16 protein-coding genes are annotated in these 19011 nt (G+C 57.4%); 12 read left to right on the top strand and 4 right to left on the bottom strand.

From position 1 onward, the window contains the following. Positions 1–179: 179 nt before the first annotated feature. The gene (locus K3169_RS10805) at positions 180–713 is read right to left on the bottom strand and encodes a DinB family protein (RefSeq protein WP_122396529.1); all 534 of its coding nucleotides are present in this window, start codon (positions 711–713) and stop codon (positions 180–182) included. A gap of 158 nt (positions 714–871) precedes the next feature. Between K3169_RS10805 and K3169_RS10800 the strand changes: the two genes are divergently transcribed. Continuing rightward, complete coding sequence (locus K3169_RS10800; RefSeq protein WP_122396530.1) at positions 872–1768, top strand: hypothetical protein; 897 nt, start codon at positions 872–874, stop codon at positions 1766–1768. Between the two features lie 275 nt (positions 1769–2043). Further along, entirely contained in the window at positions 2044–3261 is a 1218-nt protein-coding gene (locus tag K3169_RS10795) for an MFS transporter (protein ID WP_317633757.1), read from the top strand. Between the two features lie 42 nt (positions 3262–3303). Here the strand turns inward: K3169_RS10795 and K3169_RS10790 are convergent, their stop codons facing one another. Next, positions 3304–3516 (bottom strand): DUF2945 domain-containing protein, encoded by a 213-nt coding sequence (locus K3169_RS10790; protein ID WP_027899262.1) that lies wholly within the window; start codon positions 3514–3516, stop codon positions 3304–3306. A 221-nt stretch (positions 3517–3737) separates the two neighbouring features. Between K3169_RS10790 and K3169_RS10785 the strand changes: the two genes are divergently transcribed. From K3169_RS10785 to K3169_RS10760, 6 genes are all read left to right on the top strand, one after another. After that, positions 3738–4907, top strand: a complete 1170-nt coding sequence (locus K3169_RS10785; RefSeq protein WP_122396531.1) for a GGDEF domain-containing protein — start codon at positions 3738–3740, stop codon at positions 4905–4907. Between the two features lie 163 nt (positions 4908–5070). Then, a complete protein-coding gene (locus K3169_RS10780) occupies positions 5071–5406 on the top strand; it encodes a hypothetical protein (protein ID WP_027899264.1) in 336 nt (111 codons plus the stop codon). 451 nt (positions 5407–5857) lie between these two features. Beyond that, positions 5858–8746 carry a PAS domain-containing protein gene (locus tag K3169_RS10775; RefSeq protein ID WP_411567046.1) on the top strand — a complete coding sequence of 963 codons (2889 nt, stop codon included), beginning with the start codon at positions 5858–5860 and terminating at the stop codon, positions 8744–8746. Positions 8747–9308: 562 nt separating this feature from the next. After that, positions 9309–9806, top strand: a complete 498-nt coding sequence (locus K3169_RS10770) for an RNA polymerase sigma factor (RefSeq protein ID WP_263271397.1) — start codon at positions 9309–9311, stop codon at positions 9804–9806. A 112-nt stretch (positions 9807–9918) separates the two neighbouring features. Beyond that, the gene (locus K3169_RS10765) at positions 9919–10884 is read left to right on the top strand and encodes a FecR family protein (RefSeq protein WP_263271395.1); all 966 of its coding nucleotides are present in this window, start codon (positions 9919–9921) and stop codon (positions 10882–10884) included. A gap of 196 nt (positions 10885–11080) precedes the next feature. Continuing rightward, positions 11081–13495, top strand: coding sequence for a TonB-dependent siderophore receptor (locus K3169_RS10760; protein ID WP_231666607.1), 2415 nt, complete (start codon positions 11081–11083; stop codon positions 13493–13495). Between the two features lie 261 nt (positions 13496–13756). On the opposite strand, the gene K3169_RS10755 is transcribed toward K3169_RS10760, so the two are convergent. Continuing rightward, on the bottom strand, positions 13757–15049 hold the full coding sequence (locus tag K3169_RS10755; RefSeq protein WP_122705293.1) for a PQQ-dependent sugar dehydrogenase: 1293 nt from the start codon (positions 15047–15049) through the stop codon (positions 13757–13759). Continuing rightward, positions 15046–15474, bottom strand: coding sequence for a DUF2231 domain-containing protein (locus K3169_RS10750; RefSeq protein WP_027899270.1), 429 nt, complete (start codon positions 15472–15474; stop codon positions 15046–15048). The genes K3169_RS10755 and K3169_RS10750 overlap by 4 nt, the downstream gene beginning before the upstream one ends. 402 nt (positions 15475–15876) lie before the next feature. Between K3169_RS10750 and K3169_RS10745 the strand changes: the two genes are divergently transcribed. The 4 genes from K3169_RS10745 (at position 15877) to K3169_RS10730 (ending at position 18935) form a co-directional block, all read left to right on the top strand. Further along, positions 15877–16569, top strand: a complete 693-nt coding sequence (locus K3169_RS10745; RefSeq protein WP_231666608.1) for a hypothetical protein — start codon at positions 15877–15879, stop codon at positions 16567–16569. Beyond that, positions 16569–17477, top strand: coding sequence for a hypothetical protein (locus tag K3169_RS10740; RefSeq protein WP_231666609.1), 909 nt, complete (start codon positions 16569–16571; stop codon positions 17475–17477). The genes K3169_RS10745 and K3169_RS10740 overlap by 1 nt, the downstream gene beginning before the upstream one ends. Before the next feature lie 67 nt (positions 17478–17544). Next, positions 17545–18069 (top strand): hypothetical protein, encoded by a 525-nt coding sequence (locus tag K3169_RS10735; protein ID WP_263271394.1) that lies wholly within the window; start codon positions 17545–17547, stop codon positions 18067–18069. A gap of 128 nt (positions 18070–18197) precedes the next feature. Continuing rightward, positions 18198–18935 (top strand): protein phosphatase 1 regulatory subunit 42, encoded by a 738-nt coding sequence (locus tag K3169_RS10730; protein WP_263271393.1) that lies wholly within the window; start codon positions 18198–18200, stop codon positions 18933–18935. Positions 18936–19011: the final 76 nt, after the last annotated feature.

Raw genomic sequence — 19011 nt, 5'->3', positions numbered from 1 at the left:
CGCAGCAGTCAGGCGAGGAGCGAATCAGCATTGTATTTATGTCAGGTTATCGGCGGACATCAAGTGGGCTTGATGTCGGTCACAGAGAGGGTCCGTTGGTTCGGGTACTACGAGCACATGATGGCACATTGAGTTCCCCAAGCCTGGCGCCTCATGCCGTTTTCGTGCAGATGAACAACCTAGCTATCCACAATCAACGACAGCAGATCCGTTGAACCGACATCGACTCCGGCCTGCGTCAGCAACGTTGTCGCCTGCCCGCGATGATGGGTCTGATGATTGAAGAAGTGGATCAGTAAGCCATAGAAATCTCGCGCTGCCGCAATCCCGGCGGTATTGGTGTAGTGCAGCACAACGTCCAGATCATCCTCTTGCAGCTCTGTGGCCCACTCGATGATGGCCTGATCAATCCATCTGCGCTGCAAGGTCAGTTCCGCCAGGTTGTTGAAAACCTGCTCGTTCAGGGCTTGAGGATTACGTAAACCACACACTCTATCCAGCGCTGGAAACCCTGCCGGGTGCCGTGCGAAGCGCTTGAGCCAGATGGTGTCTGCCACCAGCAGATGGTTCAGCGTTCCCAGAATTGAACCGAAGAATGCATTGCGGTTTGCGTTCAACGCTTCCGCCGGCAAGCTTGCAGCAGCGAAATACAGCTTGTCGTTCATCCAGAGATTGTATCTGGCCATCAACTGGAGATGATCAAGGCGGGTCAAGGCAAAAGCTCCGGGCAATCGGGTGATGTCTCTAAGTTTGCCAGTTCTGAAGGATGTGCGCGCCAACTTGCTGGATCCACCGTCAGAAAAACCGAACGACTCGCCGCCCTCCCACTCTCAACTTCATGCCGATAACTTCCCCGCTTAATGGTCAGGTCATGATTGAGATCAACAGCTACACCACAGTAAAACGACGCGAGCGCGTTCCCCACGACATTTTCGCCACCTATTGGCGTGACGTGCATGGCCCGCTCTGCTCCCGGCTACCGGGACTTGGCTTGTATATTCAGCATCACTTTTCCCGCAATCAGGACGCTCACCTGTGGCCGTTGGCCGATGGCATTAAAGAGATAGGCGACTACGAGCTGGATGGCGGCGTCGAAATCGGATTCGCCTCCGCCCAGGATCAAAAACAGTTCCAGGCCGTCTGCCCGATACTGTTCTCGGACGAACAGAACATGTTCGAGGAAACCCTGGCCTACGACCTGCCAGACGGTTCGGCAACCGTGGTCAATCGCCTGAACGACGAAAAATTTAACGGCACTGACAGATTCGACCGCATTCACGTGCATTTCAGCCCGCGCACCAGCCTTGCCACGTTGCATGAATACATTGCCAATGATCTGGCCAAGGTGTTGGCCGGTGCAGAAGACGTCTTGAAGTTACGCCTGCACCTGAATCACCCGTTCAACAACGATGGCATGCATCCCCCTGCCCCCAATGTCGCGCATCACGCCGACACCGCCCGCGCAGAACTAGTGGTGATGGAAATAGCCTTCGAGAGCCCACTGGCCCGACGTCGTTTCTTCGAGAGCCCGGTGTTTCAGGCCACCCTGGCAGCGCAATCTGAACACATCGCCCAGCTCAAAGCCTTCGCGGTCTCCGGGCTCTACACCTACGTGCGCGACGGCGAGATCACCACGGCTGGCTTGCGTGGCAGCCGTGCAGCTGAACTTATCGAGTATCTGGGGGCAGTCAATCAGCGAACGCCGGAAGTTGAGCATCTGCTGTTGAAAGGCGTGTTGAGCGCTGCTGAAAGCAAAAACGCTAGTTGATCAACTCAAGTAAGAACCTGAACACCTGATTTGGCTGTCGCACTTTAAACACAGGATCTGTAGGAGCTGCCGAAGGCTGCGATCGCGGTGTATCAGGAGAAACGCATCGCAGCCTTCGGCAGCTCCTACAGAAAATGCATTTCAGTCCAATGGCTTGCATGTTGTTTGATGAGCCACCGCGCGGCTTCATGGGCCGCTTCTGGCCGTCTGCAAGGCAGGCGCTATACCCAACAGTTATTTGACCATTTGATCAACTCTGCCTAGGGTAGCGGGCCTTGTTCAAGACCGAGATACCTGCAACCGATATGACCAGCATGACCCACCGCTCCAAACTACCGCCTGACGTCTACCTGCTGGCGTTGACGATTTTCTCTCTGGTGACCGCAGAATTCATGGTTGCCGGGATGATGCCTGCGCTGGCCGATGCCTTTTCGGTCAGCCTGGCGCAAGTAGGCAACCTCATCGCCTTCTATGCCCTGGGCATGGCATTGGGCGGGCCTCCTGTCACGGTATTACTGCTCAGCCGCGGCATCAGCAACAAGCGTGCGCTGGTTGGACTGTTGGCGGTCTATGTAGCCGCCGGGATTCTGGCCGCAATAGCGACAAGCTACCCCGTACTGGCCTTTGCGCGAATCCTGATGGGCGTGGCAAGCGCCGCGTGCATCGGGCTATGCCTCACGGTGTGTGCAGGAATGGTCGCGCGCGAAGTTCGAGGTCGCGCCGTGTCGGTGGTGCTCGCGGGCCTGATGCTGTCCCCGGTCGCAGGGGTTCCGATGACTGCCTGGGTCGAGCACCATTATGGCTGGCGTGCCAGCTCCTGGCTGGTCGTAGGCCTGGCGCTGATCTGTAGTGCCCTTGCGGCGGCGCGCCTGCCGACCAGTGAAGCAGGCAGCGAACCGGCGCTAAGCCGACAGTGGGCCACACTGAAAAACCCGAGCCTATGGGGCGCTTACGTCACCAGCGGCCTGATTATCGGTGCAACTTTTGCAGCCTTCAGTTATTGCACTCCGATCCTGATTCAGGAAGTGGGTCTGGAGCCGGGCCATGTCGCCCCGATGCTGGCCTTGTATGGCCTGGCTAATCTGCTGGGCAACATGATCGTCGGGCGCATCGCGGACCGATACACCTTTCAGGCCCTCGGCTGGGGTCTGCTTTTGCTGGTGCTCGCGTTGACGGGCTTCGCGCTGGCGGGCGATCACCTCTGGCTGAACCTGACCTGCTTCATCCTGCTGGGCCTGACAGGCGTGGCGCTCAACCCGGCAATGGTCGCACGTGTGATGAAGGCCGCTGAGCCCGGTGCGCTGGTCAACACACTGCACACCTCGGTGATAACCGCCGGGCTTGCATTCGGCAGTTGGGCTGGAGGCACTGCCATTGATGCAGGCTATGGCCTGCGTGCTCCGCTGTGGGTCGGCGCAGCACTGGCGTTGCTGGGGCTGCTCAGCCTGGCGCGGCCACTGGCGGCGCGCAGTGCTGCCAGGTCTTGCGCGTAACCCCCCTTGGTGTGCAAGTCGTCGCAATGCGCGACGGCTGATTCATCGAGCTCGATGCAATGCCCCGCCGTGATGCATCGCCAGATGCCCGGTCTTGTCACTCTTGACCTCATATTGAGGATCATCTTTCGAGGCCGGTCGGTGTTTGCCCATGAACTCCACGTCTTTTGTGTGGATCCTGGTCACTTTGCCATGGATCTCACCTGCTTCGGAGTTCCAGCGCACGGCGTCGCCTGTCTTGAATGATGTGGTCATCGAATACTCCTGGCAATAAAAGCTCTCGCCGCAGAAAAGATAGGGGTTATCGGATTACTCAGGCAGTGCCGTTACTTATCGAGCCAGCGCCGACAGAGAAATTCACTTTTATCGCACCGATGGTTTTTGCCTCGCAGAAATGTTGTATCCGGCGCTCTGAAATATCTGCGCAAACGCATACAATCCTGCCCTTATCCAACATCAGAAAGGCCCACCGATTCATGTCGCTCGATCCACCCACGCTGCTGGTCCTCACCATCGCACTCGCCGCAGCGGCCTCACTCTATCTGGCAGTCGAGTGGCGCACTGTGCGTGAGTCTTCACTCCTGTTCTGGAGTGCCGGTTTCGCAACGATCAGCTTAGGATCAACCCTCGCCTTATTGCGCGCGAGCGGTTTTTTGCTGATCGGCATATGGGTGGCAAACGGCCTCTTGGTGGCGGCCCACGCCCTGTTTTTATTAGGTGTGGCACGTTTTACGGAAACGCGTCTATCACGGACCTGGTACCTGATTCCCGTGGCCTGGCTTGTACTGCTTCTACTGCCAGCCGATCCGTCGTGGTCGAAAGTCATGCTGGTGGTCAACTCTCTGCTGGTAGCCCTGTTGACGTTGAGAGCCAGCGCCCTCCTGCGTCCCCATGGCAGCTCGCTGAGTATCGGAGCCGTTCAGCTACGTTACGTGCTAATGGTTCATGGCCTTTTCTATATTGCCAAGGCGATACCGGCAGTATTGCCGGGCACATTGATCGACCTCGCCGCGTTTCGTGGCGAGATCATTCAGATTTCACTCGTTGAAGGCGCCATGGCAATCATGCTGATTGCACTTTCCATGACCGGAACCGAACGCTACCGGCGAGAAAAGCGTATCGCCCGGCTGGCCGCCCGAGATCCATTGACGGCGCTGTATAACCGCCGGGCACTTGAAGTCCGGGCTCCGCGCCTGCTCGATCAGGTGACAAGCGCTCGACCCGGCGCTCTGCTGCTGATTGATATCGACAACTTCAAACTGGTCAACGACCTGTTCGGGCACAATGCAGGCGACCGATTGCTGGTCACCCTGAGCGAGATGGTCCGCTCAGTTCTGCCCGAAGGCGCGCTGGCGGCACGACTGGGCGGTGATGAGTTCGTCATTTTGTTGAGTAACGCCTCTCGCGAGACGGTGCTGGCGCTCGGCAATGAGCTGCGCAGCCAGTTTCACACAACCACCTCACAAACTTTCATCACGCCTCAGGCGGTTACCCTGAGTATCGGTGCCAACCTCTTCGAGCACCCTCCTGCCAGCCTGGCGGCATTGATCGAACAGGGTGATGCGGCGCTTTACACCTCCAAACGTGAGGGGCGCGACAGCATTCGCGTGGTCGACACGCGTAACGATTCAGCCCAGGCACATTAACCATCCGGATCCGCAACTTTGCATTACGCTCTATCCCCACGCAGCGATGCATGACATAGCGCTAACCCTTGTAGGAAGCATCGTTTCAATCTGTAGGAAGTGCGGTTAAAGTGTCGCCCCCGAGAAATTGGATCCCGGGTTTTCCGCTATGGAGTTTTCACCAGTGAAGTACATCAGCAAAGTTGCCGCGTCCGCAGTTCTTGGTCTTGCCCTGGCAGGCTGCACCGGCACCGCGATCAAATCCCCGCACTACGACAGCAACCAATACACCGTTCTGGGTCACAGCGAAGCAAGCGCTACTGGCCTTATGTTGTTCGGTATTATCCCGATCCGTCAGAACAGCCGCTTCGTCCGTGCCCAGAAATCCGCCATCGACGCTAAAGGCGGTGACGCGATGATCAACACTCAAGTTCAGGAAAACTGGTTCTGGGCCTGGGTTCTGAGTGGTTACACCACCACTATCTCCGGTGATGTCATCAAGCTGAAAACCGCGCAGTAACAGCACACTGTGATCTTCAGTTGAATAAACGAGCGATGTCACAAGACTGCTCGTCTAAAGAAAACGCCGCTTGTCTCGATAACGAGAAAGCGGCGTTTTTGTTTCTGCGACCTTAATTCAGCCCGCCCGCTACTCCCGCGCCCGGTAGCCCAATTTTGCTTTTGCTCAAAGAAGCATTGGAACTGACTTCAATCCGGACAAGTCATAAACGCGTTAACGACCTGATCAACGCCTTTGTTTATTAGAAAGAATCGGGATAGCCAGCTGCGCTACAGAGGATTCGTGCGTGCGCGAACCCGGTATTTCTGACCTGATACGGTCATCAAGGAGCAACAATGCCAACGTGGGAAATGCTTTGAAAGATCTGACTCGCGAAGAGCTTGAGGCTGAAGTCGTGCGCCTGAGCAAAGTCCTTGAGGACGCTGGAGTCAATCCACAGCATCCCGTTGAAATGCCGATCAATTGCAGCGCCGCCGAACCTGCTAGTGACACAGCAGCGAGTGCAGCATCCTCAGTGCAGGACAGCCCCACCGCGCTCGCCAGCAGCGAAACACGCCAGCAGGCGATCTTCGAAAGCGCCATCGACATCGCGATGATCGTGACCAGTCCGGACGGGATCATCACCGACTGGAACCCTGGTGCCGAACTGGTGTTGGGCTGGACCAGCGACGAAATGCTGGGCCAGACAGCTGAACGCTTCTTCACTCCGGCAGACCGCGCCAGCGGCCAGATAGAACGCGAGATGCGCTATGCCCTAAAGGACGGGCGGGCCCTGGATGAGCGGTGGCATCTGCGCAAGGGTCATAAAAAGTTCTGGGCATCCGGCGAGATGATGCCGCTGTATGACGATGACAACGCCCACCTTGGCTTCGTCAAGATTTTGCGCGACCGCACCAACGAGCACATGGCAGGCCTGGCGATAGAAGAAACCCAGGAGCGGTATCGACTGGCGGCTAAAGCGACCAACGATGCCATCTGGGACTGGGATCTGCTCGCCAACGAAGTGCTGTGGAACGAAGCACTGGAAGAAGCTTATGGTCACCCCCTGGCCACTATCGAGACCACCGGTGAGTGGTGGATCGCCCAGATTCATCAGGATGACAGGGTACGTATCCACGACTCTATCCATGCTCTGATCGATGGCACCGACTGTGCCTGGACTGAGAGTTACCGCTTCCGTCGTCAGGATGGCTCCTACGCCGATGTCCTGGATCGCGGGCATGTGATACGCAACGCCGAAGGCCAGGCCGTACGGATGATCGGCGCAATGCTCGACCTGTCCCGGATGCGCACGGCAGAAAACGCCTTGCGTCGAAGTGAAGACCGATTCAGAACCATTCTGGAAACGATTGAGTCAGCGTTCGCGATTGTCCAGGTCAAGTTTGATGCCGACGACCAGCCGATCGACTACCGCTTCGTCGAGGCCAACCCCGCTTTCGAACGTCAGGCCGGGGTCAACCTGCGCGGCAAATGGGTGACTGAATTCGCTCCGGATCTGGAGCGCTTCTGGTTCGAGACCTACGGGCATGTTGCCAAGACCGGGGAACCAGCCACGTTCGAAAACTATGCCGAAGCTTTCAAACGCTGGTTTGACGTGCGGGCCGTCAGCGTGGGGGACCTTGCCGACAGACAGATCGCGATTATCTTCAGTGACGTCACGGAGCGGCGCAACGCTCAGGAACGCTTGCGGGTCAGCGAAGCGATTGCCCGGCAAAACGTGGAGCGTGTGCAACTGGCACTGGCAGCCGGCGCTATTATCGGCACATGGCACTGGGACGTACCCAACGACCGCATCACCATCGACGAAGGCTTCTCACATGCCTTTGGACTTGACCCGGCGCTGGGGCTTGAAGGGCTGAGCATCGCGCAAGTGACTGACTCTGTTCATCCGGAAGACTTGCGCAGTCATGAGGAAGCAATCAGCACGGCGTTGGCCAAGGGTGGTGCCTACGTTCATCAGTGCCGCGTGCGGCGCGCCGATGGCAAATACTATTGGATCGAAGCCAACGGACGGGTCGATCTGGCAGCGGACGGCAGCCCGGCAAGCTTGCCGGGCGTGGTCATCGACGTAGAAAGCCGGCGCTCCATCGAAGCCGAACGTGACCGGGCGACTGCCGCGTTGCGTGCACTCAACGAAACACTGGAGCTACGTGTCGCTGAGCGAACCGTCGAGCTGATGCAGGCGGAAGAGAAACTGCGTCAGTCGCAGAAAATGGAAGCAGTCGGCCAACTGACGGGCGGGCTGGCGCATGATTTCAATAACCTGCTGGCCGGTATCTCCGGTGCCCTTGAGCTGATGAGCTCGAGAATCGCTCAGGGCCGCTGGACCGAAACCGAGAAATACATCAGCACGGCACAGGGAGCTGCAAAACGCGCCGCTGCGTTGACTCATCGCCTTCTGGCCTTCTCCCGTCGGCAAACCCTCGATCCGCGGCCAACCAACGTGAATGCCTTGACGGTGGGCATGGGTGAACTCATCCAGCGCACGGTGGGCCCGAGCATCGCCGTGCAATTTGCAGGCAAAGAGGATGTCTGGCCAACGCTGGTTGACAGCAGCCAACTGGAAAATGCCCTGCTGAATCTGTGTATCAATGCCCGTGATGCCATGCCGGAGGGCGGACGCATCACGATTGAGACCGAGAACCTGTGCATGGGTCGTGACGCGGCCAGCACTCACGAAATGCGCGAAGGCGAGTACCTAGCGCTGAGTGTCACGGACACCGGCACTGGAATGACGCCTGAAGTCATCGCAAAAGCCTTCGACCCGTTCTTTACCACCAAGCCGATTGGCCAGGGTACGGGTCTTGGCCTGTCCATGATTTATGGGTTCGCCAAGCAATCGGGCGGACAGGTGCGCATCCATTCGCAGGTCGGTGTGGGTACAAAAATCAGCATTTACCTACCCCGTTACGACGGTGAAGCCACTGAAGATCCAGGCGAGTCGGACAAGACATCGGTTGCGCCAGCGGACTCTGGCGAAACCATTCTGATCGTGGATGACGAGCCGACGGTGCGCATGCTGTTGATGGACGTCCTCAGCGATCTCAACTACCGCGTGATCGAGGCCGGTGACAGCGTCGCCGGGCTCAAAGTGCTGCGTTCCGACGTACACATCGACCTGCTGATCACTGACGTAGGGCTACCGGGCGGCATGAACGGTCGGCAGATGGCTGACGCGGGCCGGGAAGTCAGGCCCACGCTGAAAACCCTGTTCATCACCGGCTACGCCGAAAATGCTGCCATCGGCGACGAACAACTCGGCCCGGGGATGCAAGTACTGACAAAACCCTTCGCCATCGACACCCTCACCTCCCGTGTGCGGGAGCTGATCCGGTCGTAGCAAAAAGCACCCCACTGATCCCTGTGGGAGCCGGGCTTGCCCGCGAAGAACTGTAACGCGGTGTGCCTGACGGACCGAGGCGCCTGTATCTCGGGCAAGCCTCACTTCCGAGTTGGTAACATCTCAAGCTCATGCAGGACCGGTGGGACCGAATTCATTCGGGAAGGCGGTATTTTATTCGATACAAAGGCTGCGCATTCACCGGCCTCTTCGCGAATGAATTCGCTCCCACCGGGATCGACGCTTGCAGGCGAACATAGAATCTCCCCCATAGACTTACGCAATCCTGTGGGAGCCGGGCTTGCCCGCGAAGAAAGGTAACGCGGTTTGCCAGACAGACCGAGGCGCCTGCTTCGTCGGAGTGCCGCCCAGACCAAGCAACGCTCCAACAGATACCGCTGATCTCTGTGGGAGCCGGGCTCGCCCGCGAAGAACGGTAACGCGGCGTGCCTGACGGACCGAGGCGCCTGCCTGGCAAGCAACCAATAAACCTCACTAGCGCAAATGATTCTCGTTTGTGATATTTTGCCGCGCTTGCTTCCATGCCAGTTAAGGTGGCCTCATGTCCGGCTCAGATCTCAAGGCGTTATATCTCGCCCATCGCGGAGAAATTCAGGCTTATCTGGATCGTCGCTTGCGCTGCAAAGAGACCGCTGCCGACCTGACGCAGGACACCTTCATCCGCCTGTCAGAGCAGATGGGCCGGACACGCATCGAAAACTTTCGCGCCTACCTGTTCTCCAGTGCCCGTAACCTGTTTATCGATCACACCCGACGTCAGGAGCATCGCAAAGGCGAGCCGCTGGATCTGCAGGACATGAGCGAAGCCGAACAGCGAACCCCGACGCTGGAGCAAGCGGCCATTGCCAATCAACAACTGTCGGCACTCAATGAAGTGATTCAGAACATGCCGGAACCCTGTCGTGAGGTGTTCCTGATGGTGCGGGTCGAAGGCCTGACCTATGTAGAGATTGGCGAACGCCTCGGGATCTCCTCGAAAACCGCCTTCAGTCGAATGGTCAGAGCCCTGGATTTGTTGAAAATCGGGATGCCCGAGTGAGCCCCTTTACTCGACTGAAACCAGGCAACCTGGCAAACCGGCAGCGGACGAGTGCAGGCGTGCTGGATTACACTGCGCCGACAGCACCCGCCCATCCTGAATTGATTGCCCTATGAGCGCTGAACCTCCGATTCTTCACCCCTCCGCTGCGCAGCCTGATGACGTGAGCCATCAGGCCAGCGTGTGGTTTGCGCTGATGCACGGCGGATCAGCGACTCCGACCGAGCACGAAGCGCTGGCAGCATGGCTCGACGCTGATCCCCTGCATGCTCAGGCGTATGCCCGACTGGAAAAACTGTGGGCAGCGTCAGCCCTTGTGGCTAAACCGCCAGCTCCTGCGGTCGGCAATCAGTTATCCCGGCGTCGCTTTGTCGGACTGGGTGTAGCGGCATGCGCTGTGGCCGTCACCGCCAGTGCAACAACGCTCTGGCTCAAGGGCATCGGGTCACCGTTTGCTGACTTGCGGACCGCCGTGGGTGAACGGCGCACGATACGTCTGGCCGATGGGTCTACGGTTGAACTCGCCGGCAACACCGCGCTGAACATCGACTTTTCCTCCACACAACGGGCCGTGGAACTGCTGCAGGGCGAAGTATTTTTCAACGTTGTGCCAGCCGCTGTCGGCGAGCTTTCGATCAACACAGAAGCCGGTCGGGTACTGGCCAACAACGGCGAGTTCTGCCTGTCATGCGACAGTGAGAGCACGTTGCTGACCGTGAGTCGAGGCACCGTACGCGTGGTGACCGCGAGCCAGCAAACGGACCTGGGAGAAGGCCTTTCATTGCGTTTCAGTGTCAATCGGGCGGAGGAGATCCAGCACGCGGAGCTGGATCAGGTGCTCGCCTGGCGCAATGGTCGACTGGTGTTCTTCGACAAACCGCTGAGCGCGGTCGTCAGCGAACTTCAGCGCTGGCGAGAAGGCAGAATATTCATCGCGGACCCACAACTGGCGGCGCGACGGGTCAGTCTGATTCTCAACCTGAATCGACCTGACCAGATGCTGGATGTGCTTTCCAAGGCCCTGGCAGTGAGGATCACGAGCTACACCGACCTTGTGACCATCATTCACGCCGCATGATCGTCAAAGACAGCCGCGAGGCATTCCTCCGGCTAAACCAAGCCCCACGAAGTTTTCCACCCCCTAACCTCGACCTTCAACAGACACCCGCTACAAATATTTCAAAACACCTTCAGGTATTGCCAAAGGTCATCCGTCTTAGATGTGACTGATAGCTGTTCGCATATCCATGCGCATCTCATAGGGAACAACCTGAATGGCAAAGCACCACACTCCTGGGCGTAAAACCGGCATGCAATGGCGACTTGGCGCCCACGGCGCGGTACTTGCCTGCATGCTGCTGGTTGGAGCCATTCAGGCACATGCGGCACAAGGTAATGCTGCTGGCAGCTCCGTCGACAAGCTGTCACTGAATATTCCCGCTCAGCAGTTACGCCAGGCTTTGTTAGTGTTCAGCCAGCAAACCGGGCAAAACGTGCTGCTGGATGGCGACCTCGATGCGAGTCTGCGCAGTAATGCGGTGGTAGGTTCGTACTCGGCGGAAGAAGGCCTGGCCGGGTTGCTGCAAGGCAGCGGCTACAGCTTTTCCCGCACAGACGCGATGACGGTCTATCTGGTGCCGGTCGCCCAGGCGAAGATCACCAACGCAATGAACCTGCCCGCCACGCAGATTCAATACCGCATCACCCCGGACAGCATCCAGAGTTTCGGCTATCAGGGCAAACCCGTCTCCAGCACTACCCGCTTGGGCCTGAGCGACAGGGAGACTCCGCAAGCGGTGACTGTCGTCACTCGCGAGCAAATGGACGATTTCCAACTCAACAGTGTGAAAGAAGCCCTGCGCAGCGCGCCCTCGGTCACCGTCGAACAGTTCGAGACTGATCGCACTGCCTTCACCTCACGCGGCTTTACCATCGATAACTTCGAATACGATGGCATGGGCATGCCATTTTCTGGCGGCGTGCTGCTCGGTGATCAGGACATGACCGAGTTCGAACAAATCGACGTGCTGCATGGCGCCAATGGACTCATGAGTGGTGCGGGTAACCCGTCGGCTACCGTCAATTTCGTTCGCAAGCGGCCTACCGATACATTCCAGGCGAAAGTCGATGCCAGTGCCGGTTCCTGGGACAACCGTCGACTGGGGCTGGATGTTTCCGGCCCGCTAACCGATAGCGGTAATGTGCGCGGCCGCTTCATCACGGCACACGACAAAGGTAACTCCTACCTCGACCGCTATAGCCATGAAGTCAACGTGGCAGCAGGCCTGCTGGCTTTTGATCTGTCCGACGCCGACACGTTGACCGTGGGGTTCTCCCAGCAAGACAGCTACTCAAACGGCAGCACATGGGGCGCCCTGCCCATTGCCGACTTCGCAGGCAATCGTATTCACTACAGCAGCCGCAGCTCCAGCGTTGGCCAGGACTGGACCTATTGGAACATCCACACCAAACGTGCCTTCGCCGAGCTGACCCACGACTTCGATAACGGCTGGGCCAGCAAGATCACCCTGACCGGAGTCAGTCAGCATCAGGACACCAAGATGCTGTACGCCATACCGGCAGCCACTGACATTTCTGCCTACGTCAACCGGACCACAAGCACTGAACATCAGGTCATTGGAGAGGCTCAGTTGTCCGGGCCTTTCAGCCTGTTGGGGCGCGAGCACCAACTGACCGTAGGCGCCAATTACGGCCGCACCCATCACAAGGAGCGCGGCCACTACCTGGACGCTTCCGGCTTCATCAAAACCAGCCTTGAGGACGCGCTGGGCGGGAACGTTGTGCAACCGCCTTTTAACTTCACTAATGACCTCAATACCCAACTCTTCACTGATACCCAGAAAAGCCTGTTCGCCGGCGCGCGCTTCAGCGTTGCCGATGACCTGCACTGGATCGCCGGGGCACGCATGCTCAGTGCTGACGGTGATGGCCTGGGCTATGGCTCGCCACACAATACCCGCGTACACGGCAAGGTGACGCCTTACACCGGTCTGGTCTATGACCTCACCCCTCAGTGGAGTCTGTACACCAGCTGGACCGAGATATTCAAACCTCAGTACTCCCTCAGTGTGAGTGGCGGAGTGCTGCAGCCACTTGAAGGCAAAAGCACTGAAGTTGGCGTGAAGGGCCGTCTGCTCGACGAGCGGCTGACGGTAACGGCTGCCGTGTTCAAGACCGACCAACAAAACGTCGCTGAGTACGCCGGAATACAAGGCAGTCAATTTGTGTACCGAGGCGCCGACTTCAAAAGCCGTGGCGTGGAACTGGAAGCCTCCGGTGAAGCATTGCCCGGTCTGGAACTGACGGGCGGTTATACCTTCGTAAGAATCGAGGATGCAAATGGCGACGAGGCGCGCAAGTACATCCCCACTCATACCGTGCGCGGCAGCTTGACCTACCGCCTGCCAGCCCTGCCTCAGGCCAGGGTCGGGACTCGCATCCAGTGGCAAAGCGGGACTGAAGTCGACACCAACAGCAACGTTCGGCAAGACGCCTATGCGCTGGTCGACCTGATGGCCAGCTATGACTTCGATGATCACTGGAGCACATCGTTGAACATGAACAACGTCACCGATCAGAAATACCTGTTGTCGCTGTATCAGGCTGCTGGCTCAACCAACTACGGCGCACCGCGCAACCTGACGGCGTCGGTGACCTGGAAGTATTGAGCCGATGTTGCTCGTTTGAGAATTACATTGCCCGGCGCCCGGGGCACCGCGCTGTCTACCAGCAAACAGGGATCTGTAGGAGCGCGCTTGCCCGCGATAGCGTCAGCACAGCCGATATATTCATCGACTGACAGACCGAATCGCGGGCAAGCGCGCTCCTACAGGTAAAAAATCATTCAAAATCAGATAGTTGAATACTATTTGATAGGACCTGTGCAAAAGCTGCCCCGAGGCGATATTCCTCACCTCGGGGCACTGGACTCAACGATTACGCGTCACTCTCCAGACGGTGTTGGCAAGATCGTCGGCGATGATCAGCGCACCTTTCGGGTCCACCGTCACACCCACCGGACGACCGCGGGTTTTCCCGTCCGCGCCCCGGAAGCCAGTCGCAAAATCAACCGGCTCACCCGCAGGGATACCATTATTGAACGGTACGAAGATCACCTTGTACCCCACAGGATTCGGACGGTTCCAGCTGCCGTGCTCGCCGACAAAAACACCGTTGGCGAACTTGTCACCCATGGCCGGGATGGAAAAGTCGACACCCAGTGCAGCAACGTGCGAGCCGAGGCTGTAATCCGGTTTGATAGCCGAGGCGACCTTTTCAGGATTCTGCGGTTGCGCACGCGGGTCGACGTTCTGGCCCCAATAGCTGTAAGGCCAGCCATAGAAACCGCCCTCCTTCACCGACGTCAGATAATCAGGCACCAGATCAGGCCCCAGTTCGTCACGCTCATTGACCACCGTCCACAATTTCCCGGTTTCAGGCTGAATGGTCAGCGCCGTCGGGTTACGCAGGCCTGTTGCATAAGGCTTGTGCGCCCCGGTCTCAGCATCGATCTGCCAGACCATGGCACGGTCGATCTCGACCTCCATACCGCGCTCAGTGACGTTGCTGTTCGAACCGATCCCGACATACAGGTAACGGCCATCCGGGCTAATCGTCAGCGCCTTGGTCCAGTGGTGGTTGATCTGCGAAGGCAGGTCGGTGAGCTTGGTGGGAGCACCGCTGGCTTTGGTCTGCCCGTCCTGATAATCGAAACTTACCAATGCGTCCTGATTGGCGACATAGAGCTTGCCGTTAGCAAAGGCCAGGCCATAAGGCGCGTTGAGATCTTCAGCGAAAAGCGTCTTCAACTCGTAATTGCCGTCGCCATCAGCATCACGCAGCAAGGTCAGACGGTTGCCGCCTTTGACTTGGGTGTTGCCCTTGGCCTTGATCACACTGGCAATCACGTCCTTGGGTTTGAGCTTGGCCGCGCTGCCGCCACGTCCTTCTGCAACCAGAATATCGCCGTTGGGCAGGACCAGCGTCTGACGCGGAATCCTCAGGTCAGTCGCAATCGCGGTGATGCTGAAGCCCTCGGGAACAGTGGGCTTTTGATCACCCCAGGCCACCGGCTCGGCAATCTTCATGCTCGGCAGTAGCGTGCGTTGCGGTTCCGGCAGCTTTGGATCAGGACCGCGTGCCTGGGTGCTTTCGCCATCGCCACCACAGGCGCTCAAAAACAACGACATGCTCAAAACAGTCAATGCGCCTGAATGCTTCATTCCGCACCTCCCGAACGCAGATTGGTAAGCCCGGTCCACGCCGCAACAACGGACAGCAGCGTTACGACTACCGATAAAATCAGCCCTGTCGGCATCATCGCCCAAGCGTCCTTCGCATGCTCGAACGCGTTGATCAGGCCCAGCGCCCACGTAACCAGAAGGAGCAGGAAATAAGCGACCGGACGGCCTGCCTTGTGGTCCGCACGGATCAGATTGACCAGTGCAAACAACAACGCCAAGCCACAGAAAAGCAGCCCTCCGGCAATCAGCCAGGAGGCAAAGTTGGCCCACTGAATCTGGTAGGTCTGGGCGTAAGCGATGTCACTCAGCAAAGCACCGAGAAACAGCGGGACGGTACCGGCAAGCAAGATCGCGTGTAGCGGGCTAGGTGTAGTCCGGTAAAGGGGGTGAGTAGTAACGGTCACGGCGGCTCCTTATCGTTGAGCGACCCTGAGCAATACTCAGCGCAAATGCACTGGCAGACAGGGTCGCGCTGACTGCGCAAAGAAAAGGATCGTTGTGCCGACGCGTTAGTTCAGTGGATTTCATGTCGAAATATTTTGAAAAACAGTCTGAAGAAGAGTTTCTCCGGTTCGTCCATAGACCTACACAGTGCCAAATTTAATCGAGGCTTCCGAGCTGACGGAAACCTGAGGCCTGATAGCAATCTTTTCCGGGATGTTCCGAGAACAGGCTGCTTTGGCCCTGATCAATACGCTGTCACATGCCAACACGCTGAAAATGAAAATAAAACCAAAGTGCCACTACATTTATCGGAGTTGCTGCCGATAGAGGCATCATCGTTTTAAATCAAAGGGACTTGTTACATGAATCTTCATACTCTGCGCACCATGGCCGCACTGACGTTGCTTGCCTGCCTGACACTCACCGGCTGCGCCCATGTTCAACCGCCGGTAGCGCTTGATAAACAATTCTGGGATGCCAAAGAACCGGTTATCGGCGTGGCGATCAACGTAGTACCCGAGCCTGCGCTGGTGCTGACCGGCAATCAGGGGCTTCTGGATTTAGCCATCAACACGGGTATGAACAGCAAGCTCAGCGGGAATGTCGAAAAATGGCAGGTGCGCGACCTCAATACACTGCCGGATGCCATCGTTGCCAAGTTGCAAGCCAAGGGTTACAAGGCAAAGCGCATCAATGAGCCAGTGGATCTGAAGACCTATAAAGAAGTCAGTTTCCGTGAAGGCTACACAGTCCGTGACCTGAGCCCGATCAAGGCAGCTTATGGCGTAGACCGTCTGCTGTTGGTCAACATCCAGGGCACCGGAGCCACCCGAAGCTATTACAGCATCGTACCGACCAGCGTGCCCATGGCGCAGATAGGTGGACAAGGTATGGTCGTCGATCTGGCTGACAACAGACTGCTGTGGTTCAAACCCTTCGCCGTAGTGCAGGCCGCTCAGGGCGAGTGGGATGAGCCGACTTATACCAATCTGACCAACGCTTTCTATCAGGCGATGGACACAAGCCGTCAGCAAATGATTACCCCGTTCGAATAATGAAAAGCCTATCGACAGCGGCCACGGCGCTGGTGCTGCTCATGCTCGCCGGTTGTGCTCAGAAGCCCGCGCCACAGACCGGTTTCAAGTCTCAGGAGGCTGTGTCCTACGTCCAGGCACACGGAGTCAAGGTCGACATGCAACTGCCGCAGGCATTTGTCGGTGCAAGCACCGTGGTCGACTCCGAAGCGGCGCAGAAGGCTGCGACGGCGAGCCATAATCTGATTGCGAGTTCGGGTAATGCTGCCGGGCTCGCGGGTCTGCTGGTCGCCAGCCTGATCAATACCCAGATGGGCAGCGGTAGCTTGCAGAGAGATGCAGAAACGGCCGCCGCCAAAGAGTCGCGTCCGTTGGCCGAGCTACTGGGTGGCGTGCCTTTGCAAGAGCGTCTGGAACAGCGCTTTCAGCAAGCCTCGCTAGCGGCAGGCCTCAAACAGGGCACAGGCAACGTCAGCGCACGCCTGGTGATCGAGCCGAAACTGATGCTTACGCCTGATCGCGGCAGTTTCGTGCTGATCAATCAGGTGCAGGTGCAGGACATTGCCGGTTCAGCGCTGTATCGCATGCGCATCGAAGTCACCAGCCAGCCCATTCGGCGCTGTGGTAAAGGTTGCATCGATGACGGCTCCCTGGATTTGAAGCAGGTCACAGCGGCCCTCGACGAGTGCATCGACGAATCAATGCGCGTGCTGACCGCCGACTTGATGCTCCCGGCACCGCCCGAAGCTGCTCAGGAGACATTGCGCTATGTGCTGGATGGCCAGCGAGTGGTAGAGCGCGGTTATCAGTTAGCCAGCAATGGCAACTATTGGCGTTACCGCAACCTCTACGGCTCGGTGAAGTCAGTACCAGTGCCGTTTGAAGACCCATTGACGGCGGCACAATTGCAGGCGGCTTACGGGCGCTAGCCATCAGTGACTTGCCTGCGAGTATGGTCATTACAGCCGGATCCAACCTCCGAGGAATCATTCTCTGGTGAACGCCCGCATGACATCAAAACCAGACAGAAGCGCCCAGAACCTCATTAACGCGCGCACGTTGATTGGCCGGAAAGTGTCAGGGATTTTGCATGATCAATATTATTTCAATGGCGAAAAATGTCTGATCGGTAAAGGGTCGATCGAGTGGCAACTCGGCGAGCACGGTTACCTGTCAATGTATCTGCTGAGTAACGGTGAAAGCGTGGGTGCGGATTTGCTCCCGCTTGAACCGCCCATCTCCTTCGACCTTGAATCTGGAGACACCTGCTCGTGGCTTAGAGAGGATTTACTTCAGGATCTTGAGGCCTCTCATCTGGTCAATGTTGCCGTTGAAGACGTCATCGGAATGGTTGATACATGGCCAAATCAAAAAGGACACTTGGTGGGTTTCAAGATCCTCTTCACGACCGGAGACTTCATCATTTTCCTGAATCAAGGTGACGAGGAAGCCGTTCTGCTGAACGAGCTACCTCCTGAGTCAGACGGGATAACCACAACCTGGGTGTCCCGTATTGAGTAACGCTTGGGGGCTCACTCTAAAAACAGCGGAACCTGACCTCAAATCAATCCGGTGAATCGCGAGCATGCCTATACTCGGGCGCCCTAAACACTCACTCACGTCATGAAACAGTTGGGTAGATCCGGACAATGGCTTTACTGCTCGATAGAGAATTCGCCGAACACGAACTGGCAGAAAGAAACGAGCATGATCTCAGGAATATCTCAGCCAAAGTATGGCCTGTCATTCTGTCCAGGTGCATCGCGACTGAGTTACGCCTTTACAACATTAAACTGCCCACACTCGACGGGATCGAGACGCTTGTCAGAACGCGCCAGTTACGGTTGGAATGGGCGACTAAAATTGAATCGCTTGAACCTGTTTTCAGGTTGAAAGGTTTGACGCACCTGACAATTGGAGACTTCCCAAAACTGCGTCGACTGGACGGGCTTGAAACCTTGAGCGAGCTCACCGAACTGCACCTGTCCGGAAATGTGGGTGGAGGATCGGCGCCGCTGCGCCTTGACTCAATCGAGTCGGTATCGCGTATTCCCAATCTCAACAGGCTTTCCATAGCAAATATGAAGCTCGAGACCGACGATATCTCCAGCCTTGCTCGCTGCTCGAACCTTCGGTATTTGAGCCTGACAAATCAATTCCAGCGGACGCAGATCGCCTTCCTTGCAGGCAAGTTAAACGCGCAGCTCGCAGAACCGCTGACTGCGCACGTAAAAACGCATCTGCGTTGCGTCAAGTGTGATGCATTCACCTCGATGTTCACCGGGCGCAGAATGCCTTTCCTCTGCCCTGTTTGTGATGCGCCACGGTTTGAAAAACTGACTCAGCAATTCGAACAGATGGTGGTCGACGCGTCATCTGCTGAATAACCAGTCGGCATCCTCTTAACAGATCTACCGCTATAGCGAGCAAGCTCACTGCTACAGGGTCCATGTGTGCTTCCCG

The organism is Pseudomonas phytophila (assembly GCF_025643095.1).
GTDB classification, from domain to species: domain Bacteria; phylum Pseudomonadota; class Gammaproteobacteria; order Pseudomonadales; family Pseudomonadaceae; genus Aquipseudomonas; species Aquipseudomonas quasicaspiana.
Note: the sequence above shows the minus strand (reverse complement) of the source record. Positions and strands in the feature narration are given on the sequence as shown.